This window comes from Bradyrhizobium sp. PMVTL-01 (assembly GCF_051861855.1).
Taxonomy (GTDB): Bacteria; Pseudomonadota; Alphaproteobacteria; order Rhizobiales; family Xanthobacteraceae; genus Bradyrhizobium.
In genome coordinates this window covers 1,214,434-1,230,332 of sequence record NZ_CP193982.1, presented here as the reverse complement: position 1 = coordinate 1,230,332, position 15,899 = coordinate 1,214,434, and the positions used below count along the sequence as shown (strand labels likewise).

11 protein-coding genes and 1 tRNA gene are annotated in these 15,899 nt (G+C 64.6%); 3 read left to right on the top strand and 9 right to left on the bottom strand.

The window, feature by feature from the left end; genetic code table 11:
• Positions 1-85: 85 nt before the first annotated feature.
• The gene (locus ACRQ5Q_RS05805) at positions 86-448 is read right to left on the bottom strand and encodes a hypothetical protein (protein WP_439371018.1); all 363 of its coding nucleotides are present in this window, start codon (positions 446-448) and stop codon (positions 86-88) included.
• A gap of 460 nt (positions 449-908) precedes the next feature.
• Here ACRQ5Q_RS05805 and ACRQ5Q_RS05800 point away from each other — a divergent pair, with 460 nt between their 5' ends.
• Together ACRQ5Q_RS05800 and ACRQ5Q_RS05795 are read left to right on the top strand one after the other, a co-directional pair.
• Positions 909-1,853 carry an AEC family transporter gene (locus ACRQ5Q_RS05800; RefSeq protein ID WP_439396430.1) on the top strand — a complete coding sequence of 315 codons (945 nt, stop codon included), beginning with the start codon at positions 909-911 and terminating at the stop codon, positions 1,851-1,853.
• A 413-nt stretch (positions 1,854-2,266) separates the two neighbouring features.
• The gene (locus ACRQ5Q_RS05795) at positions 2,267-2,713 is read left to right on the top strand and encodes a hypothetical protein (RefSeq protein ID WP_439396428.1); all 447 of its coding nucleotides are present in this window, start codon (positions 2,267-2,269) and stop codon (positions 2,711-2,713) included.
• Positions 2,714-3,015: 302 nt separating this feature from the next.
• Here the strand turns inward: ACRQ5Q_RS05795 and ACRQ5Q_RS05790 are convergent, their stop codons facing one another.
• From ACRQ5Q_RS05790 to ACRQ5Q_RS05770, 5 genes are all read right to left on the bottom strand, one after another.
• Entirely contained in the window at positions 3,016-3,765 is a 750-nt protein-coding gene (locus ACRQ5Q_RS05790; RefSeq protein WP_439371023.1) for a hypothetical protein, read from the bottom strand.
• Positions 3,766-4,236: 471 nt separating this feature from the next.
• Positions 4,237-4,446 carry a hypothetical protein gene (locus ACRQ5Q_RS05785; protein ID WP_439396426.1) on the bottom strand — a complete coding sequence of 70 codons (210 nt, stop codon included), beginning with the start codon at positions 4,444-4,446 and terminating at the stop codon, positions 4,237-4,239.
• A 505-nt stretch (positions 4,447-4,951) separates the two neighbouring features.
• Positions 4,952-5,131: a hypothetical protein gene (locus ACRQ5Q_RS05780; RefSeq protein WP_439371027.1), complete on the bottom strand. Its 180-nt coding sequence runs from the start codon at positions 5,129-5,131 to the stop codon at positions 4,952-4,954.
• 556 nt (positions 5,132-5,687) lie between these two features.
• Positions 5,688-5,764: transfer RNA gene (locus tag ACRQ5Q_RS05775), tRNA-His, on the bottom strand.
• A 341-nt stretch (positions 5,765-6,105) separates the two neighbouring features.
• Positions 6,106-6,540 (bottom strand): phasin, encoded by a 435-nt coding sequence (locus tag ACRQ5Q_RS05770; RefSeq protein WP_439371028.1) that lies wholly within the window; start codon positions 6,538-6,540, stop codon positions 6,106-6,108.
• Between the two features lie 674 nt (positions 6,541-7,214).
• Here ACRQ5Q_RS05770 and ACRQ5Q_RS05765 point away from each other — a divergent pair.
• Positions 7,215-10,640, top strand: coding sequence for a PAS domain-containing protein (locus ACRQ5Q_RS05765; RefSeq protein WP_439396424.1), 3,426 nt, complete (start codon positions 7,215-7,217; stop codon positions 10,638-10,640).
• A 121-nt stretch (positions 10,641-10,761) separates the two neighbouring features.
• Here ACRQ5Q_RS05765 and ACRQ5Q_RS05760 read toward each other — a convergent pair whose 3' ends face one another.
• The 3 genes from ACRQ5Q_RS05760 to serA all read right to left on the bottom strand — a co-directional run bounded on the left by ACRQ5Q_RS05760 (position 10,762) and on the right by serA (position 15,895).
• The gene (locus ACRQ5Q_RS05760) at positions 10,762-12,735 is read right to left on the bottom strand and encodes a methyl-accepting chemotaxis protein (RefSeq protein ID WP_439396423.1); all 1,974 of its coding nucleotides are present in this window, start codon (positions 12,733-12,735) and stop codon (positions 10,762-10,764) included.
• Between the two features lie 193 nt (positions 12,736-12,928).
• Entirely contained in the window at positions 12,929-14,101 is a 1,173-nt protein-coding gene (locus tag ACRQ5Q_RS05755) for a thiolase family protein (RefSeq protein ID WP_439371032.1), read from the bottom strand.
• 204 nt (positions 14,102-14,305) lie between these two features.
• A complete protein-coding gene (gene serA, locus ACRQ5Q_RS05750) occupies positions 14,306-15,895 on the bottom strand; it encodes a phosphoglycerate dehydrogenase (RefSeq protein WP_439396421.1) in 1,590 nt (529 codons plus the stop codon).
• Between the last annotated feature and the right edge of the window lie 4 nt (positions 15,896-15,899).

Below are 15,899 nucleotides of genomic sequence, written 5' to 3'. Positions count from 1 at the left end.
GAGGACATCGCAGGACATGCAAATGCCCGGGTGAAGACGCCCCCCGGGCATCAGCAGGTTTCGAACAAGGAACGTGCGGCGCGCTTCAGCCCTCGTCGCTTTTCTTCTTCTTGCTCGCCTTCGCCGCCGGCTTGCTGCTCTTCTTCGCCGAGCTCTTCGACGCGGCACTGGCGTTGGTCGGCCGATCGGCGCGGGCTTCGCCGGGCTCGGGGCCCTCGCGGAAGAACACCTTGCATTGCGGCGACAGCTGCGCCTTCTTCTGGATCATGCAGGCGGTGATGGCATCGACGTTCGGAACGAACTCGCCGCACAGCCGCATCGCATCCGGCGTGCAGGCCTGCTGCTGCTCCGGCGTGTAGGCAAGGCCTGAGCCCGGTTGGACCAGCACGGCCAGCGCGACCCCGGCGATGGCAGCAAGAACGGACTTCCCAGAGTGAAACGCCGGCATCGATCCCCCCAATGTCTGACCGTGGCGGAGTGTGGGTGAACCGCGGTTCGTTGGCAACGAGGGGGGATGCGAAAGGCCGGAGTTGTGCGGTCTCGGCAACAGGCCGGAGCAGCCGGCCATCTCCTCCGCTGTCGTCAGCCGGCTTGCCGCATTCGCCGAAGCTTCGGCGGGCCGAGCACCCTTGTGGCCCCGGCGGAGCCGGGTCGCGGAGGATGACAGCTGAGTTTGGTCAAGGACTCCGGCTAACCCTCGGCGAAACTGACGAGATCGCCTTCCAGCTGCAGGCTCGGGGGGCCCTCCAACAAAAACTGCGAAAACAACCCCATGCACAGTAGCCGGGCCTCGAGGCATCTGCGGATTTTACGAATCCGTTTTGACTCGTCGGGCAAAACAGGGGCATAATGCCGGCATCGAAAAATGCGTGGGGTGGTCGGCCGATCCCCGTGAGGTCAAAGGGCGCATGGCCACCATCCTGATCGTCGCACCGGTGTTCGCCCTGATCGCGGCGGGCTATGTCGCGGTGCTGTTTCGCTTCGTCTCCGAGACCGCGCACAAGGGCATCTCCGAATTCGCCTTCAGCATCGCCATCCCAGCGCTGCTGTTTCGCACCATCGTCGTGTCGGAATTCCCCGACGTCAGCCCCTGGCGGATGTGGGGCAGCTATTACGGCGCGCTCGCGCTCACCTGGATCGCGGCGCTGACGCTCTCGGCGGCGCTGCGCGCGCGGGGCGCTACCAGCGAGGACGGCGTCGTGTTCGCGATCGGCTCGGTCTACGGCAACATCGTGATGCTCGGCATTCCGCTCGTGCTCTCCGCGCTCGGCAACGAGGCGGCAGGACCGATGGCGCTGATCCTGTCGGTGAACACGCCGCTGCTCTGGCTCTGCGGCATTTTGCAAATGGAGCTCGTCAGCCAAAAGCGCAGCGGCTCGCCGCTCTCGATCATCTGGCCGGTGCTCGCGGATCTCTCACGCAACCCCTTGATGCTGGGAATAGGTTTCGGCGTGGTCTGGCGTTTTACGGGCCTCGGCCTCAATCCCGTCGTCGACCGCACGATCGAGCTGCTGGCGCAGGCGGGCTCGCCAGCCGCGCTGATCGCACTCGGCATCAATTTGTTTCGATTCGAGGTGAAGGGCGAGAAGCTGAGCATTTTGGTGATGTGCGCGCTGAAACTGCTGGCGATGCCGGTCGCAGCGTTCGTGCTGGCAAAGCTGCTCGCCCTGCCGCCGAATGCGGCCGGCGTGATCGTGCTGTTCGCGGCAATGCCGACCGGCGCCAACGCCTACATCTTCGCGGTCCAGTATCGGCGGCTGGTGAACCCGGTGTCGGGCGCGGTCGCGCTGGGGACGTTGCTGGCGGCGGTGACGTTGCCCGTGGCGGTGTGGGTAGTGGTGGGGATGAGGTAGTTCGGCTCGCCCCTGTCCGAATGATTTGAGGGCTAGCGGCGGCGACTGAAACTTGTAGCTGAGCCTCACGCGCGCAACGTCGGTCGTGAGTTGGCCGCCGATGCTGCAATTGGCATCGGGTCTGCCCCTCCCGTCGGCGAATGGTCGCATCGCCATCCGATACATCGTATGCAGGAATTCGCCGCCGACAATCCAGTTCAAGTCCAGCGCATATTCGACGCCGACGCCACGCCACCCCAGAGAACGCCGCTGCCCTTGGCCGTGATTCAGTGGCGTTTCCAAAGGTCGCGCTTCCGACGAAATTGTCAATTCCGTCCCGGTCGGCCTGACGAGACGGCCGGAATACATGGCAGGACTGCGATACGGCGGTGATCCTTGGATTGCCCTATCTCCCTCAGAGGTGGGCCACCAACATGTTCTGCGCGCTGCAAGGGGCACAGGATGACGAATGGCTGCAATCACCGGAGTGGAAGCAGTACAAGAACGTTCGGAAGACGATGGAACAACATCAGATGTCCGTGTCTGTGATCCAAGCTGCCAACCGTATCTGCTGCCGACAAGTGATTGATGCTGAAGGCCACTGCCCTCCTGCTGACATCTTTATTGTGCTGCCGAAGGATGCCTTGGGTGGCGCTGTACTCGATGACATCAAGGCCGATATGCCGGGGATCAAGGTGACAGACTGGGCCTTCGCACTGGACACCCCAAAGGAGAAGAAGCCTCGCATCGGTAGCTCTCACGCACGGCTCATCTCCTGTATGGAGAAGCAGGCGCCCGGCCCGGTGTCCCTCACCGTTATTCAACGCGACCTACAGCTCAGCAGTGTGAAGAAGCTACGTGAAATGTTGAACGACAGCTAACACCCGGCCTCACAGGCACTCAGGGAGAGAAAGGTAAGCTACCTTCCCGGCGTCGGCTGGGGATCGAAAAGCTACCTTGTGAAAGCAGCGTAACGAGAAACAGGCCGCACACAGGTTTCCCTCGGGAGCCCGCGTGCGGTCTCATTTTAGGCTATGCATTCACATGTCTGCTTAGCAACCAAGAGCGCCACAAAAGCAGACCTAACGATATTGACGCGACGGGCCAAAAGCGACGGTCACGCGCTGTCCAGTCTCAACACCGTCTTCGCTGGTCCGAGGGACGCTGCGTCTTTGGCAAACGATCAGAAGCCCACATGCTCGTTCATGTAGAAGGTGTTAAGAATGGAGATCCGAGGCTGATCGGTCTTGATTGGCGGGCGGCCGTGCCAGCTCATCTTTGCCAGCGAGTGATAGGCTTTCAGGACCACGAACGCATATCCGACATTGGGCAGGAAAGGGATGGTTTTCACGGGCTCAAGGCAGTAGGAACCAACATGAAACAGGCCTTTGAGGGAAGCCCGATAAAGCGTCGTGCCGAGAGCTTCCTGGCTGATGTCGGCCGGGCAATAAAGCTGCATCGTCACAACCTTTTTGCGTGTGTCCGGATGCGGTTTGATCTGGTAGCCGTCCCTGTCCCAGTAGAGCACCGGCTTCGCTACTAGCTTCAGATCGTCGACGCCCGGCACCTTGTCGCCGCGAGCGCGAATTTCAAGCCCGTCGTGCAGTCTGTTCCGGATCGCCCGCTCGACCCCCTTCGAGGTCAACATGGTCGACACCGCAGCCCATGCAGGTCGCAGTGACGGATCGATCTTGTCTATATTCTCGCCATAGAGGCGCAGCGCCCTACGCGTTCCCGTGCCGGTGATCGGATCATATCCTTCAGTGGGAACATTCCGTACCAGATCCCGGTAAAACTCCACGGGAAAGAAATTGCGGAAGACAATATGGGGGAAGGGAAAAGAGAAATGATCGGCTGCCTCGATGCTGGCAACCGCATGGGCCGTGAGTTCGTCGGCCAGATCAGAAGGAGCCGTCTCTGCAAGTGCCTCCATAAGGATACCTCAGAACGCATTTATGTTCATTTGTTAACTCAATCAATTCTCACTCTTGCGGCCGAAACAAGGCACAAGCGGCCATCGTGTAGAGAAAAGGGCGTGAGATTGAACCGCTAATCGCCTTGCAGCTCGTCCGCTTCTGATGGATTAGCCGACTTGCGCAATCCTCGGCTTACCTTGGTGCCGCGTGTAGACATTGGCTTGCTGAGCAACCGGACACGCGACCACCGAGGGAGCACACGTTCAATCCAGCTTGTAGCGAGGGAATTTCTTGAGAGCTTCGGCCATGGCAAATACGGTCGGCGGGCCATATTTCCGTCCCTCGGTCGCCTGCGTGTGCCCTGTGATGGCGTCGTTCATTTTCTCCGACATCCCGATTTCATCACCGATCCTCTTGAAGAGATGGCGCCAAGCATGGTTGGGGCTAAGTTCGGGATCGTCAACACCTAGTCCGCGAACCCATGTTCCTCAGTGAGCGCGAGCAGTGTCGGCGCGAGAACGTGACGGCTTCAACGGGTCATTGCTTTTCTTCTGTGGCGTCCTGTCATTGTAGAACAGCGCCCCCTTCCCAACCTGCTGAACCATTTCGATGAAGCCCTGAGCGATCAGGTGTTCATGGATCGGCACAACGCGCGGCTTGCCAGTCTTGAGCGTGCCCGCCTCGGGGGTCAGCTTCATTACGTAGAATCCGTCGCGTCCTTCGATGTCGCCGCCGCGCAACTGAGTGATTTCACCTGACCGCGCGCCCGAGTACGCACACAGCCATGGCACCCAATGGCGCGTCCTCTCAGTTGGCGTGACAGGCTTCTGATACGCAAGGCCGGCTTTCAGAATGATTTGGCCTCTGCCGTGGTGAAGCTGCGGGCGTCCTCGCGCGTCTGCACCTTGCGGGGAACGTCAACCTTGACTTCCTTGAAGGGATTTTGGCGAACGCGCTTGTGCTCGCGCGCCCAGCTAAACACTCGACGCGAGGCTGAACGCCAAATCTCCCGCACAGTTATCGCCGTACGCTTGGCTGTTATTAGACCATGCACCCACTTGCGCGCAGCGTCCTCGGTGATCCCGTCCGTCCCCACCTCGGCAAACTCACGTTGTATTTCCAGAGATACGGCTCGCCAGCGGGATACCGTATTAGGTGCGGGCGTTGTCGCAGTAACGAAAGCCTCGAACAATTCCCAGCAACTCACGCCTGAGCCGTGAACTGCGGAAAGCTGTCGGGGGTGTCATCGCGTGAGTAGTCGCCATTCGCGCGCCTCTCCAGCAACATTATCGCGAGCAGAAGGTTGTCGCTAACAGCATCGACAAAGAGCGCATAGGCGGTGGCGTTCAGTGCCTTACCCTCGCTCGCAAGAAACGTCGCCACCCGCCAATTCAGCGATACGCGGCCTCACCGCTTCTCGGACCTCGGGCTCCTTCTGCCACTCCCAATGCGGATCGGCCGTGGGATTGTCGTGGTAGCTTTCGGGTGCCTCGAGATAAATCACATCCCACACGAGGTAGTCGCCCATTTCCTCCAGCGCTTCGCCGGTCCAGGATCAGCCTCGTGCAGCTTCACGTACCAACGGCCCGCGAGAGCGATTGCGTTGAGCCTCGTGAGTGGTTGCCCCTCGCCGCTCCTTTGGGCTCGCAGCGATGCGCGTTTCAACCTCAGCTTCCCACTCGCCAAGGCGGGCCTTAGCTTCGTGCTTGGGGGTGTCGGCCGCGAGTTTGAGATGAGCTTCACGCCTGGTCCCATAGAGCCTTTGGTACTCCTCGCGAACGTCCTCGGGGACACCTTTGCGAGCAAACCATCGACCGTCAGAAGCTCGATTCAAACCGACCATACGCAATGCCATTTGTAGCGCCTTTTGTATTTTAGGCGGCGCAAATACCTCAGGTCTATCAAGAAGATGCTGAGAATGCGGAGTTATCCGGCACGGTGGTACAGTTGGGTGGGCTCGAACCACCGACCTCCTGTTCCACAGACAGGCGCTCTAACCAACTGAGCTACAACTGCATCCTTGCGAGCCGCCCGGGGGGCGCCCTTGCCAGGGCCGACAACCGAGGGGGCTGGACGGGCCGGAAACTAGGTGCAACGGCCTCATTTGGCAAGGCCGCAGTGGCGCGAAAAAACAGCGGAAAACATGTTCAGCCCGACGAAATCGGCACGGATGGTGACCATCAATGTGCTGAGCCTCGCGCGCTTGGCGGCGACACTCCCCGTGGGGAGAGAGCGCTCTCCCCGGCCTCTCCCGCATCCGCCTTCGCCAAGGCTTCGGCGGACAAGAGCGGGAGAGGCGAAGAAAAACCCGGGCCGTGGGGCCCGGGTTTCTCAACTTGATCGATCCGCCGCTTTGGTCAGGCAGCCGGCTTGTAGAACTTGGCAGCGCTCGCCTTGATCGGCTCGGCGGTCTCGGCGGCGACGCGCTGGCTGATCTCGACCAGCTCCTTGGCCTGGGCCTGGAAGGTCTCGAGCTGCTTGCGGGCGTGGTCGTTCCACAGCGTGAACGCGTCCGACGGCGACTTGGCGCCGAGCAGCTCCTGGGCGAAGTCCAGCGAGGCCGTGGAGTTGGCCTTCATGAACTCGACCAGCTTGGCGGTGTACTCGCTGGCGCCCTTGGAGGCGCAGGTGAACACGGCCTCGACGGTGCCGTTGTGGGTCTCGGCCGCGTCCTTGAACTTGGCGTAGCTCTCGCGGGCCTGCGATACGCCCTTCTCGGCGAACGCACGCATCTGCTCGGGGACCTCGAACGGAATGATCGAGGCAGAAAACGGATCAGTCGCACCTGTCATGGTTGTCCCTCACGCTAATCTAGAAAAAATGAAGTGAGCCTTACGGCGCGCCCGCCGGCCAACCGGGGCCGTCTGTTGGCGGGTACGAAGACTGGATACGCGAAACAAACGAGATGACTCGCCCCAGCGCCCAGCATTGTGGTTGCCTAACATGTCAACATTGTGCAGCGCAATGCATCGGACGGGTGCGGCGCGAAATTTAATCACGGTGAGGGTGAGGTTCCTAGAGGGGGGAACCCGAGGTTGAGGTAGTCTGGTGCGGGGAAGACGGCCTGAGCAAGCGCCTCGTCCTTCGAGACGACCGCTTCGCGGTCTCCTTAAGGATGAGGCTAAACAGCATTGCCCAGATTGAACTGCCGCCGCGCTCTCCTCCCTCATCCTGAGGGCCCGCCGTCGGCGGGCGTCTCGAAGGATGCGTTGCGGGCGAGCCAAGGATGCCGCGTGCAGCCTCGACTGCCGGCCGGACGATCGCCCCCCCCCGCGAATCCTGCGGATGCAGGCGGGCTGCGGCTTGCGGGTTCTACTGGATTAAGGTTATCGCGGCTTTGGGCCCCTCTTTCGGGGCCGGGCCGTGGACCTGCCCGCGCCCGCGGGCAATACTAACCCTTTCTTAAGGCTGCCATTCCGGCAAGCCGCCACAGAAGACGCCGACAGCGAGACGTGAAGCCGGTTGGATGAGTAGTTCGGATTTCCAGTTGCGAGGCGTGGGCGATCCGCGGCTGGCCGTGCATGCGACCTCGCAGCTTCCCACCTGGCTGTTCGCGGTCGACGGCAGCCGCGTGCTGTGGGCCAATCCGGTCGGCGCCAGGCTGTTCGGCGCGGCCCATGCCGCGGCACTCGCGGAGAAGATCTTCGGCCCTGCCGACAGCCATCGCCGCCAGGTGGCCCGGCTCGCCCGCCAGCTCCCGGGAGGCGGCGCCGTGCGGCTGGAGCGGCTGCGCGGCTTCGGCGCCCGGCTCGGCACCCTCATGACCTGCGCCTGCGCGCGGCTCGACTTCGCCGACGGCAAGAACGGCGTGCTCGTCACCGCGCTGGACCCGACCGGGCAGCCGATGCCGCTGGTCGAGCGGCTGCATCGCCTGGTCGAGGCCGCGAAGGTGCCGATGGCGGCGTTCGCGCCCGACGGCCTGTTCGTCGGCGCCAGCGAGGCCGCCCGCTCTTTGCTCGGCTTTCGCGACCTCGACGAGGCCGGCCTCGAGCAGGCCCGCAGCGATGCGCTCGCCAAAGGCCGGGTCGAGACGCCGATCGGCATCGGCCACATGGTGCTGCAGCGGGTCGGCACGGGCGCCGATGTCGGGCTGGTCGCGCTGATCGAGCCGGCCGCTGCGCGGCCGGCGCGCGAAGCGGTTCAGGAGATCATGGGCGAAGAAGCCGCCCAGCCTGCGCCTGACGCGCCGCCCGCCCCCCCGGCCACGGCGCCGGACGATGTGCAGTCTTCACAGCCGAACGAGGCCGCCTCCGGAATCAAGCTGTTCGATGCCCTTGCCGAACCGAGCGACCCCCCAGCCGAGACCATTGCGCAAGCGCCCGAGGTGCCCGCGGGCGAGCCGGCCGCGGAGATCGTGTCGATCCCCGACGCCGTCGCGCCCGAGGCGTCTGCCGCGGAAACGACCGGCGAAGTCATCGACGTCGCGGCAAAATCTCCGGTTGAAAACCCGCCCGCAGCCATTGCGCCGCCGCAGGCCGCGCTGATCACATCGGGCATGGTCGAGCCGCCGCCCGCGCCCGCAGAGCCGCCGCGCCAGCATCCGCTGCGCTTCCTCTGGCAGATGGATGCGGACGGCCGCTTCGTGCTCGGCTCGGACGAGTTCATCCGCCTGATGGGCGCGCACACCGCGGCCGGCTTCGGCCGCCCCTGGCGCGAGATCGCCGAACAGTTTTCGCTCGATCCCGAGGGCCGCGTCGCGCAGGCGCTCGCCAGCCACGACACCTGGGCCGGGATCACCGTGAACTGGCCCGCCGATGGCGGCGAGCACCTGCCGGTCGAACTCGCCGGCCTGCCGGTCTACGACCGCGATCACAACTTTGCGGGCTTCCGCGGCTTTGGCGTCTGCCGCGATCTCGACGGCCTCAACCGGCTCGATGCGCTGCGCCGCTTCGAGCTGTTCGTCGCGCCGCACGCGCAGCAAAGCCCTTCCGCGGATAGCGTCGAGTCGGAGCCGATGGCGGAGGCACCGCCTCCCTCGGTCGAACCGCCTGCACCTGAGCCTGAGCCAACGCCCGAGCCTGTCGCTGAACTGCCCGCACCAACACCAGACGCGCATTCACACCCAAGCGATCCGGAAACGCCAGTGGAAACGTCTCCCAACGTCGTGCCGTTCCGCAGCCCCGGCGATGCGAGATCGCCGACGCTGACACCGGTCGAGAACAGCGCGTTCAACGAGCTGGCGCGGCAATTGTCCGAGCGGCTCGAACGCGAGCGCGAGAGCATCGCAGTCGCCGGCGCCGAGCCGCCGACTGCCGCGACTGCGCCCGAGCCGCCGCTGTCCGAGCCCGAGTTCGAGCCCGAATCCCTGCCGCCGCCCGCACCGGCCGAATGGCTGACCGAGCCCGCGCCGCCGGCGCGCGGCATCAGCCTGCGCGACCGCACGCTGCTCGACCTGTTGCCGACGGGCATTTTGATCTATCGCCTCGACCGCCTGCTCTACGCCAACCCGGCGTTCCTCGCGCGCTTGGGCTATGACAGCATCACGGCGTTGGAGCATGCCGGCGGACTGGACGCGCTCTATGTCGAGCCGGGCGTGTCGTCGGCCTCCAGCACGTCGCAAGGCGGCACGCCGGTGACGATCAGCGCGACGCTTGCCAATGGCGAAGCGCCGCTGCCGACCACGGACGCGCATCTGCACAGCATCGACTGGGACGGCGACAGCGCGCATGCGCTGATCTGCGCGCTGCCGCAAGCCGCACCCGCGATTGCCGCGCCCCAGGTTGCCGGCGAGCCGGTCGTCCCCGAGTCCTTCCCCTACGCGCCTGATGCGGAGCCTTCGGCCGGCGATGCCGACGCGGAAGATCTCGCCGCGATCCTCGACACCACCGCCGAGGGCATCCTCATGTTCGATGCCGAGGGCAACATCCACGCCTGCAACCGCAGTGCCGAGGCGCTGTTCGGCTATGACGGCGAGGCGCTGCTCGAGCAGAATCTGGTGACCCTGTTCGCGCCCGAGAGCCAGCAGGTCGTCGCGGACTATCTCGACAGCGTGAAGAGCCAGGACATCGCGAGCCTGCTCGATCATGGCCGCGAGGTGCTTGGACGCGAGAAGAAGGGCGGCGTCATTCCGCTCGCCATGATCATGGGCCGCACCCGGCCCGACGGCCCGAACTTCTTCGCCGTATTCCGGGACCTCTCGCACGCGAAGAAGGGCGAGAGCGAGCTGACGCAGGCGCGCCGCCTCGTCGACGGCGCGGCGAGTGCCAAGGCCGACATGCTGGCGCGGATCAGCCACGAGATCCGCACGCCGCTCAACGCCATCATCGGCTTTGCCGAGGTGATGATCTCGGAGCGCTTCGGCAGCCTCGGCAACGAGCGCTACGGCGAGTACATGAAGGACATCCGCGCCTCCGGCGAGCGTGTCATCGCCATCATCGACGATCTCCTGGAGCTGTCGCGGATCGAGACCGGCAAGCTCGACCTCACCTTCGCCAACCTCAACCTCAACGACCTCGTCGAAGCCTGCGTCGCGGTGATGCAGCCGCAGGCCAACCGCGAACGCATCATCATCCGCACCTCGCTCGGCCATGCGCTGCCGCAGGTGAGCGCGGACGCGCGCGCGCTGCGGCAGATCACCATGAATTTGATCTCGAACTCGATCCGGCTGGCGAGCGCCGGCGGCCAGGTCATCGTCTCGACCGCGATGACCGACCGCGGCGAGATCGCACTGCGCATCCGCGACACCGGCCATGGCCTCACCGAGCGCGAGGTCGCCGCCGCGATGGAGCCGTTCCGCACCCCGCCGCCCGGCGATGCCGCGGACAATTCCGCGCTCAATCTGTCGCTGACCAAAGCGCTGGTCGAAGCCAACCGCGCCCGGTTCAACATCAAGAGCGCCGGCCACGGCACGCTGATCGAAGTGGTGTTCGCGCCGGTGACGGCGGGGGCGTGATTGGCCGCCGTCATTGCGAGCGCAGCGAAACAATCCAGAATCCCTTCGGAAAGATTCCGGATTGCTTCGCCACGTTCGCAATGACGAGGGGTTAGAGTGGCGCGTCCCTTACCGTGCAAGCTTACGCTGCGCGCACCGTATGCAGGAACTTGCTCACCTCGATCTTCAGCCGGTTGCTGTCATTCGACAATGACTGCGCCGCGGAGAGCACCTGCGAAGAGGCCGAGCCGGTCTCGGTCGCACCCTGGCGCACGCTGCTGATATTGGCGTTGACCTGCGAGGTGCCGGCCGCCGCGTTCTGGACGTTGCGCGAGATCTCGCCGGCCGCCGCGCCCTGCTCTTCCACGGCGGCGGCGATGGTGGAGGAGATCTCGGACAGGCGCTCGATGGTGCCGCCGATGGTCTTGATCGCGCCAACGGAGTCCTGGGTCGCGACCTGGATGCTGGAGATCTGCTGGCCGATGTCGCCGGTCGCCTTGGCGGTCTGCTCGGCCAGCGCCTTCACCTCCGACGCCACCACGGCGAAGCCGCGCCCGGCCTCGCCCGCGCGCGCCGCCTCGATCGTGGCGTTGAGCGCCAATAGGTTGGTCTGGCCCGCGATTGCGTTGATGAGTTCGACCACATCGCCGATGCGCGCGGCCGCGCGCGACAATTCGCTCACGCGATCGTTGGTCTGGCTGGCCTGGCTGACGGCATCGCCGGCCATGCGCGCCGATTGCTGCACCTGGCGGCTGATCTCGTTGACGGACGCGGTCAGCTGTTCGGCTGCGGAGGCCACCGACTGCACGTTGGTCGCCGCCTCCTCGGACGCGGCTTCCACCAGCGCCGCAAGCTCGGTGGAGCGGCCGGCGGTCGTCGTCAGCGACGTCGCGGAGGCCTCGAGCTCGGTCGCGGCCGACGACACGGTCTCGACGATCTCGCCGATCGCGCCCTCGAAATCGTCGGCCATCCTGATCATGTCGGCGCGGCGGCGCTCGGCGGCGAGCTTGTCCTGCCTGATCTTCTCCTCCGCCTCCTCGCGCGCCTTCCGTTCGGAGTTGATCTTGAACGTCTCGACCGCCCGCGCGATCTCGCCGATCTCGTCGGGACGGCCGAGCCCCGGCAGCGCGATGGCGAAATTGCCATTGGCGAGCTCGATCATCGCAACCCGCATCGCCGACAGCGGCTTCGACACCGAACGCCCGATGAAGATGCCGAGACCGAGCACGCCGGTCGCAATCACCGCGATCGCGACTGCAATCCAGAACTGGATGCTGGCGCGCTCGGCATCGTTCAGGCGATCGGCCTCGACGCGGACCCGGTCGACCGATTTCGAGATCTGCTCGATCACGGGCTCGACCGACGAGAAGGCCTCGGACATGGCCTTCAGCTCGGCCGCCAGCTTCAGCGCGGTCTCCATCCAGGCGGCGAAGTCGCGCTGGTAGTCGGCGAGTTTCTGGCGCAGCTCGGCCTTGCCGCCGTCGGGAATGGCCGCCGCATCGACACCATCCGCGAATTCCGTCGCGCGCTTCTTCATGTCGTCGCCATATCTGGCGTCGCGACGCAGCATGAAGTCCTTCTCATGCCGGCGCATCATCAGCATGATCACCTTGAGCTGGGAATTCTGGAGCTGGTCGACCTGGCTCTCGATGCCGTGGACGGATGTGCGCAGGCGGCCTTCGAGGCCGGACTTCTCGTCGAGGCCGAGCCGCTGCCGTTCCTCGACGACCGCGGCAAAGCGCGCCTGGTAGATCTTCAACGACGCATTCATCGCGTCGATCTGCTGCGCCAGCTCCGGCTTGCCGAGCGCTGCGATCCTGCCGCGGAGCGTCTCGATATCGAGCGCCACCTGCCTGCTGATCTCCGCCTGGAGCTGGGCCCTGGCCGGATCGTTGCGCAGCAGGAAATCCTTTTCGGCGCGGCGCGCCTTGAGCAGCTCGACCGCGATCCTGTCGTTCAGCTCGAACACGCCGCGTGCATCCTCGGCCGCGTCGCGATAGACGCCCATCACCCGCTCGCCGTAGAGGTGAATGCCGCCGATCAGGACGACGCCGATGACGCCGAGGACGCTGATTGCAGTGATCTTGTGCGCGAGCCTGACAGAGAAGAGCCGCATCGTGATGCCGGAGCTGGTGGTGGCCGATGCGGTTGATAAAGCGCTAATGCCCGAAAACTTCCGTTAATTTGCGGGCACGTAGAATTACGTGCTTTGTGACACAATGCACTGCAACGGGCACATGCACCAACAAAGAAGCACGGCGCATGACGCGCCGTGCTTCCCTGGCTGAGCGTTCAGCGAGGCGATCGGCTCAGCTATAGATCTCGAACAGGCCGGCGCCGCCCTGGCCGCCGCCGATGCACATGGTTACCACGCCCCACTTGGCCTTGCGGCGGGCGCCTTCCTGCAGCAGATGGCCGGTGAGACGGGCGCCGGTCATGCCGAAGGGGTGGCCGATCGCGATCGAGCCGCCATTGACGTTGTACTTGGCCGGATCGATCTCGAGCTTGTCGCGGCAATACAGGCACTGGCTGGCGAAGGCTTCGTTGAGCTCCCACAGATCGATGTCGTCGATCTTGAGGCCGGTGCGCTTCAAGAGCTTCGGGATCGCGAACACCGGGCCGATGCCCATCTCGTCGGGCTCGCAGCCGGCGGTCGCCCAGGCGACGAAGCGGCCGAGCGGCTCGAGGCCGCGCTTCTCGGCGTCCTTGGCTTCCATCAGCACCACGGCGGCCGCGCCGTCGGAGAGCTGGCTGGCATTGCCGGCGGTGACGAACTTGCCGGGGCCCTTCACCGGCTCGAGCTTGGCCAATCCTTCCATCGTGGTGTCGGGGCGATTGCACTCGTCGCGGTCGACGACGTAGTCGACGATCGACTCCGCCTTGGTCTGCTTGTCGACGACCTTCATCCTGGTCTTCATCGGGACGATCTCGTCCTTGAACTTGTTCGCCTGCTGCGCGGCGGCCATGCGGCGCTGCGATTCCAGCGAGAACTCGTCCTGGTATTCGCGGCTGAGCTTGTAGCGCTCGGCGACGATGTCGGCGGTGTCGATCATCGCCATGAAGATGTCGGGGGCGACCTTGAGCAGCTCAGGATCGATGGATTCGTTCGGCGAGCCGCCGCCGGGAATGGAGATGCTCTCGACGCCGCCGGCGACGATGCAATCGGCGCCGTCGGAGCGGATCGAGTTCGCGGCCATCGCGATGGTCTGCAGCCCCGAGGAGCAGAAGCGGTTCACCGAGACACCGGCCGTGGTCTTCGGCAGTCCCGCCAGCAGCGCGGCCTGGCGGCCGATGTTCGGTGCGCCGTGCGCGCAATTGCCGAGATAGCAGTCCTCGACATAGTCCTTCTCGACACCGGCCCGGTCGACCGCGTGCTGGATGGCGTGCGCCGCAAGCGACATCGGCGGCGTGATGTTGAACCCGCCGCGGCCGGATTTCGCGAGGCCCGTGCGCGCATAGGAAACGATGACGGCTTCACGCATTGTTTTCTCCCTTGTCGAACGATTTTGAACGGAGCGTCCTGACGCCATTGGTACACAAGTCAGGAGGTCGCGGGGAAAATAAAACGCCGCCTCCCGGTAATGGAAGCGGCGTTGTTCCGCCGGTCGGAATATGTCTGTAGAAGGCGAGAGGATCCGACTTTGCCGGCTCGCTCTGTCACCTCTCCCCAGCGGGGAAGGTGAAGATCAGAACGTCAGCGCCTTGGCCTGCTTGACCTGCGGCAGGGCCTGCACCTTGGCGAGCACGTCGGCCGGCACGGCGCCGTCGACCTCGACCAGCGCGATCGCATCGCTGCCGCGGGCGACGCGGCCGAGATGGAAGGTCGCGATGTTGATGTTGGCATCGCCCAGCAGGCTCGCGAACTGGCCGATGAAGCCCGGCTTGTCCTCGTTGGTGATGTAGATCATCGACTTGCCGAATTCGGCATCGACCCGGATGCCCTTGACATCGACGAGGCGCGGCTTGCCGTCGTGATAGACGGTACCGGAGACCGAGCGCTCCTGGCGTTCGGTTGCGACGGTCACGGTGATCAGGCTCTCATAGTCGCTCTGGGCGGCGCGGACGATCTCGTCCACCACCATGCCGCGCTCCTTGGCGACGACAGGCGCGGACACCACGTTGACCTCGCCCAGCATCGGCCGCAGCAGGCCCGACAGCACCGCGGAGGTGATCGCCTTGATCTTCATCTCGGCGACGTGGCCCTCATAGGTGATCTCGACCTTGAGGATGCCGCTCTCGGTGAGCTGGCCGGCGAACGAGCCGAGCTTCTCGGCGAGCGCGATGAACGGCTTCAGCTTCGGCGCCTCTTCGGCGGTGATCGAGGGGAAGTTGACCGCGTTCGAGATCGCACCGGTGAGCAGGTAGTCCGACATCTGCTCGGCGACCTGAAGCGCGACGTTCTCCTGCGCTTCCGTGGTGGAGGCGCCGAGATGCGGGGTGCAGATCACGTTGGGATGGCCGAACAGCACGTTGGAGGTCGCGGGCTCCTCGACGAAGACGTCGAAGGCGGCACCGGCGATGTGCTTGGAATTGAGCGCATCGACCACGGCCTGCTCGTCGACGAGGCCTCCGCGGGCGCAGTTGATCAGGCGCACGCCCTTCTTCATCTTGGCGATTGCGGCCGCGTCGATGATGTTCCTGGTCTTGTCGGTCAGCGGCGTATGCAGCGTGATGAAGTCGGCGCGCTTGAGGAGGTCATCGAGATCGACCTTCTCGACCCCGATGTCCTTGGCGCGCTCCGGCGACAGGAACGGATCGAAGGCGACCACCTTCATGCGCAGGCCGAGCGCGCGGTCGGCGACGATCGAGCCGATATTGCCGCAGCCGACCACGCCGAGCACCTTGCCGGTGATCTCGACGCCCATGAAACGGTTTTTCTCCCACTTGCCGGCCTGGGTCGAGGCGTCGGCCTGCGGGATCTCGCGGGCGAGCGCCAGCATCAGGGTGATGGCGTGCTCGGCGGTCGTGATCGAATTGCCGAACGGCGTGTTCATCACGATGATGCCCTTGGCGGTCGCCGCGGGGATCTCGACATTGTCCACGCCGATGCCGGCGCGGCCGATCACCTTCAGCTTGGTCGCCTTCTCGATGATCTTGGCCGTCGCCTTGGTCGCGGAGCGGATCGCGAGGCCGTCATAATTGCCGATGATCTCGGCGAGCTTGTCCTTGTCCTTGCCGAGGTTGGGCTGGAAGTCGACCTCGACGCCGCGGTCCTTGAAGATCTGCACGGCGGCGGGAGAGAGCGCGTCGGAAATGAGAACTTTGGGTTTGGTCATGGGG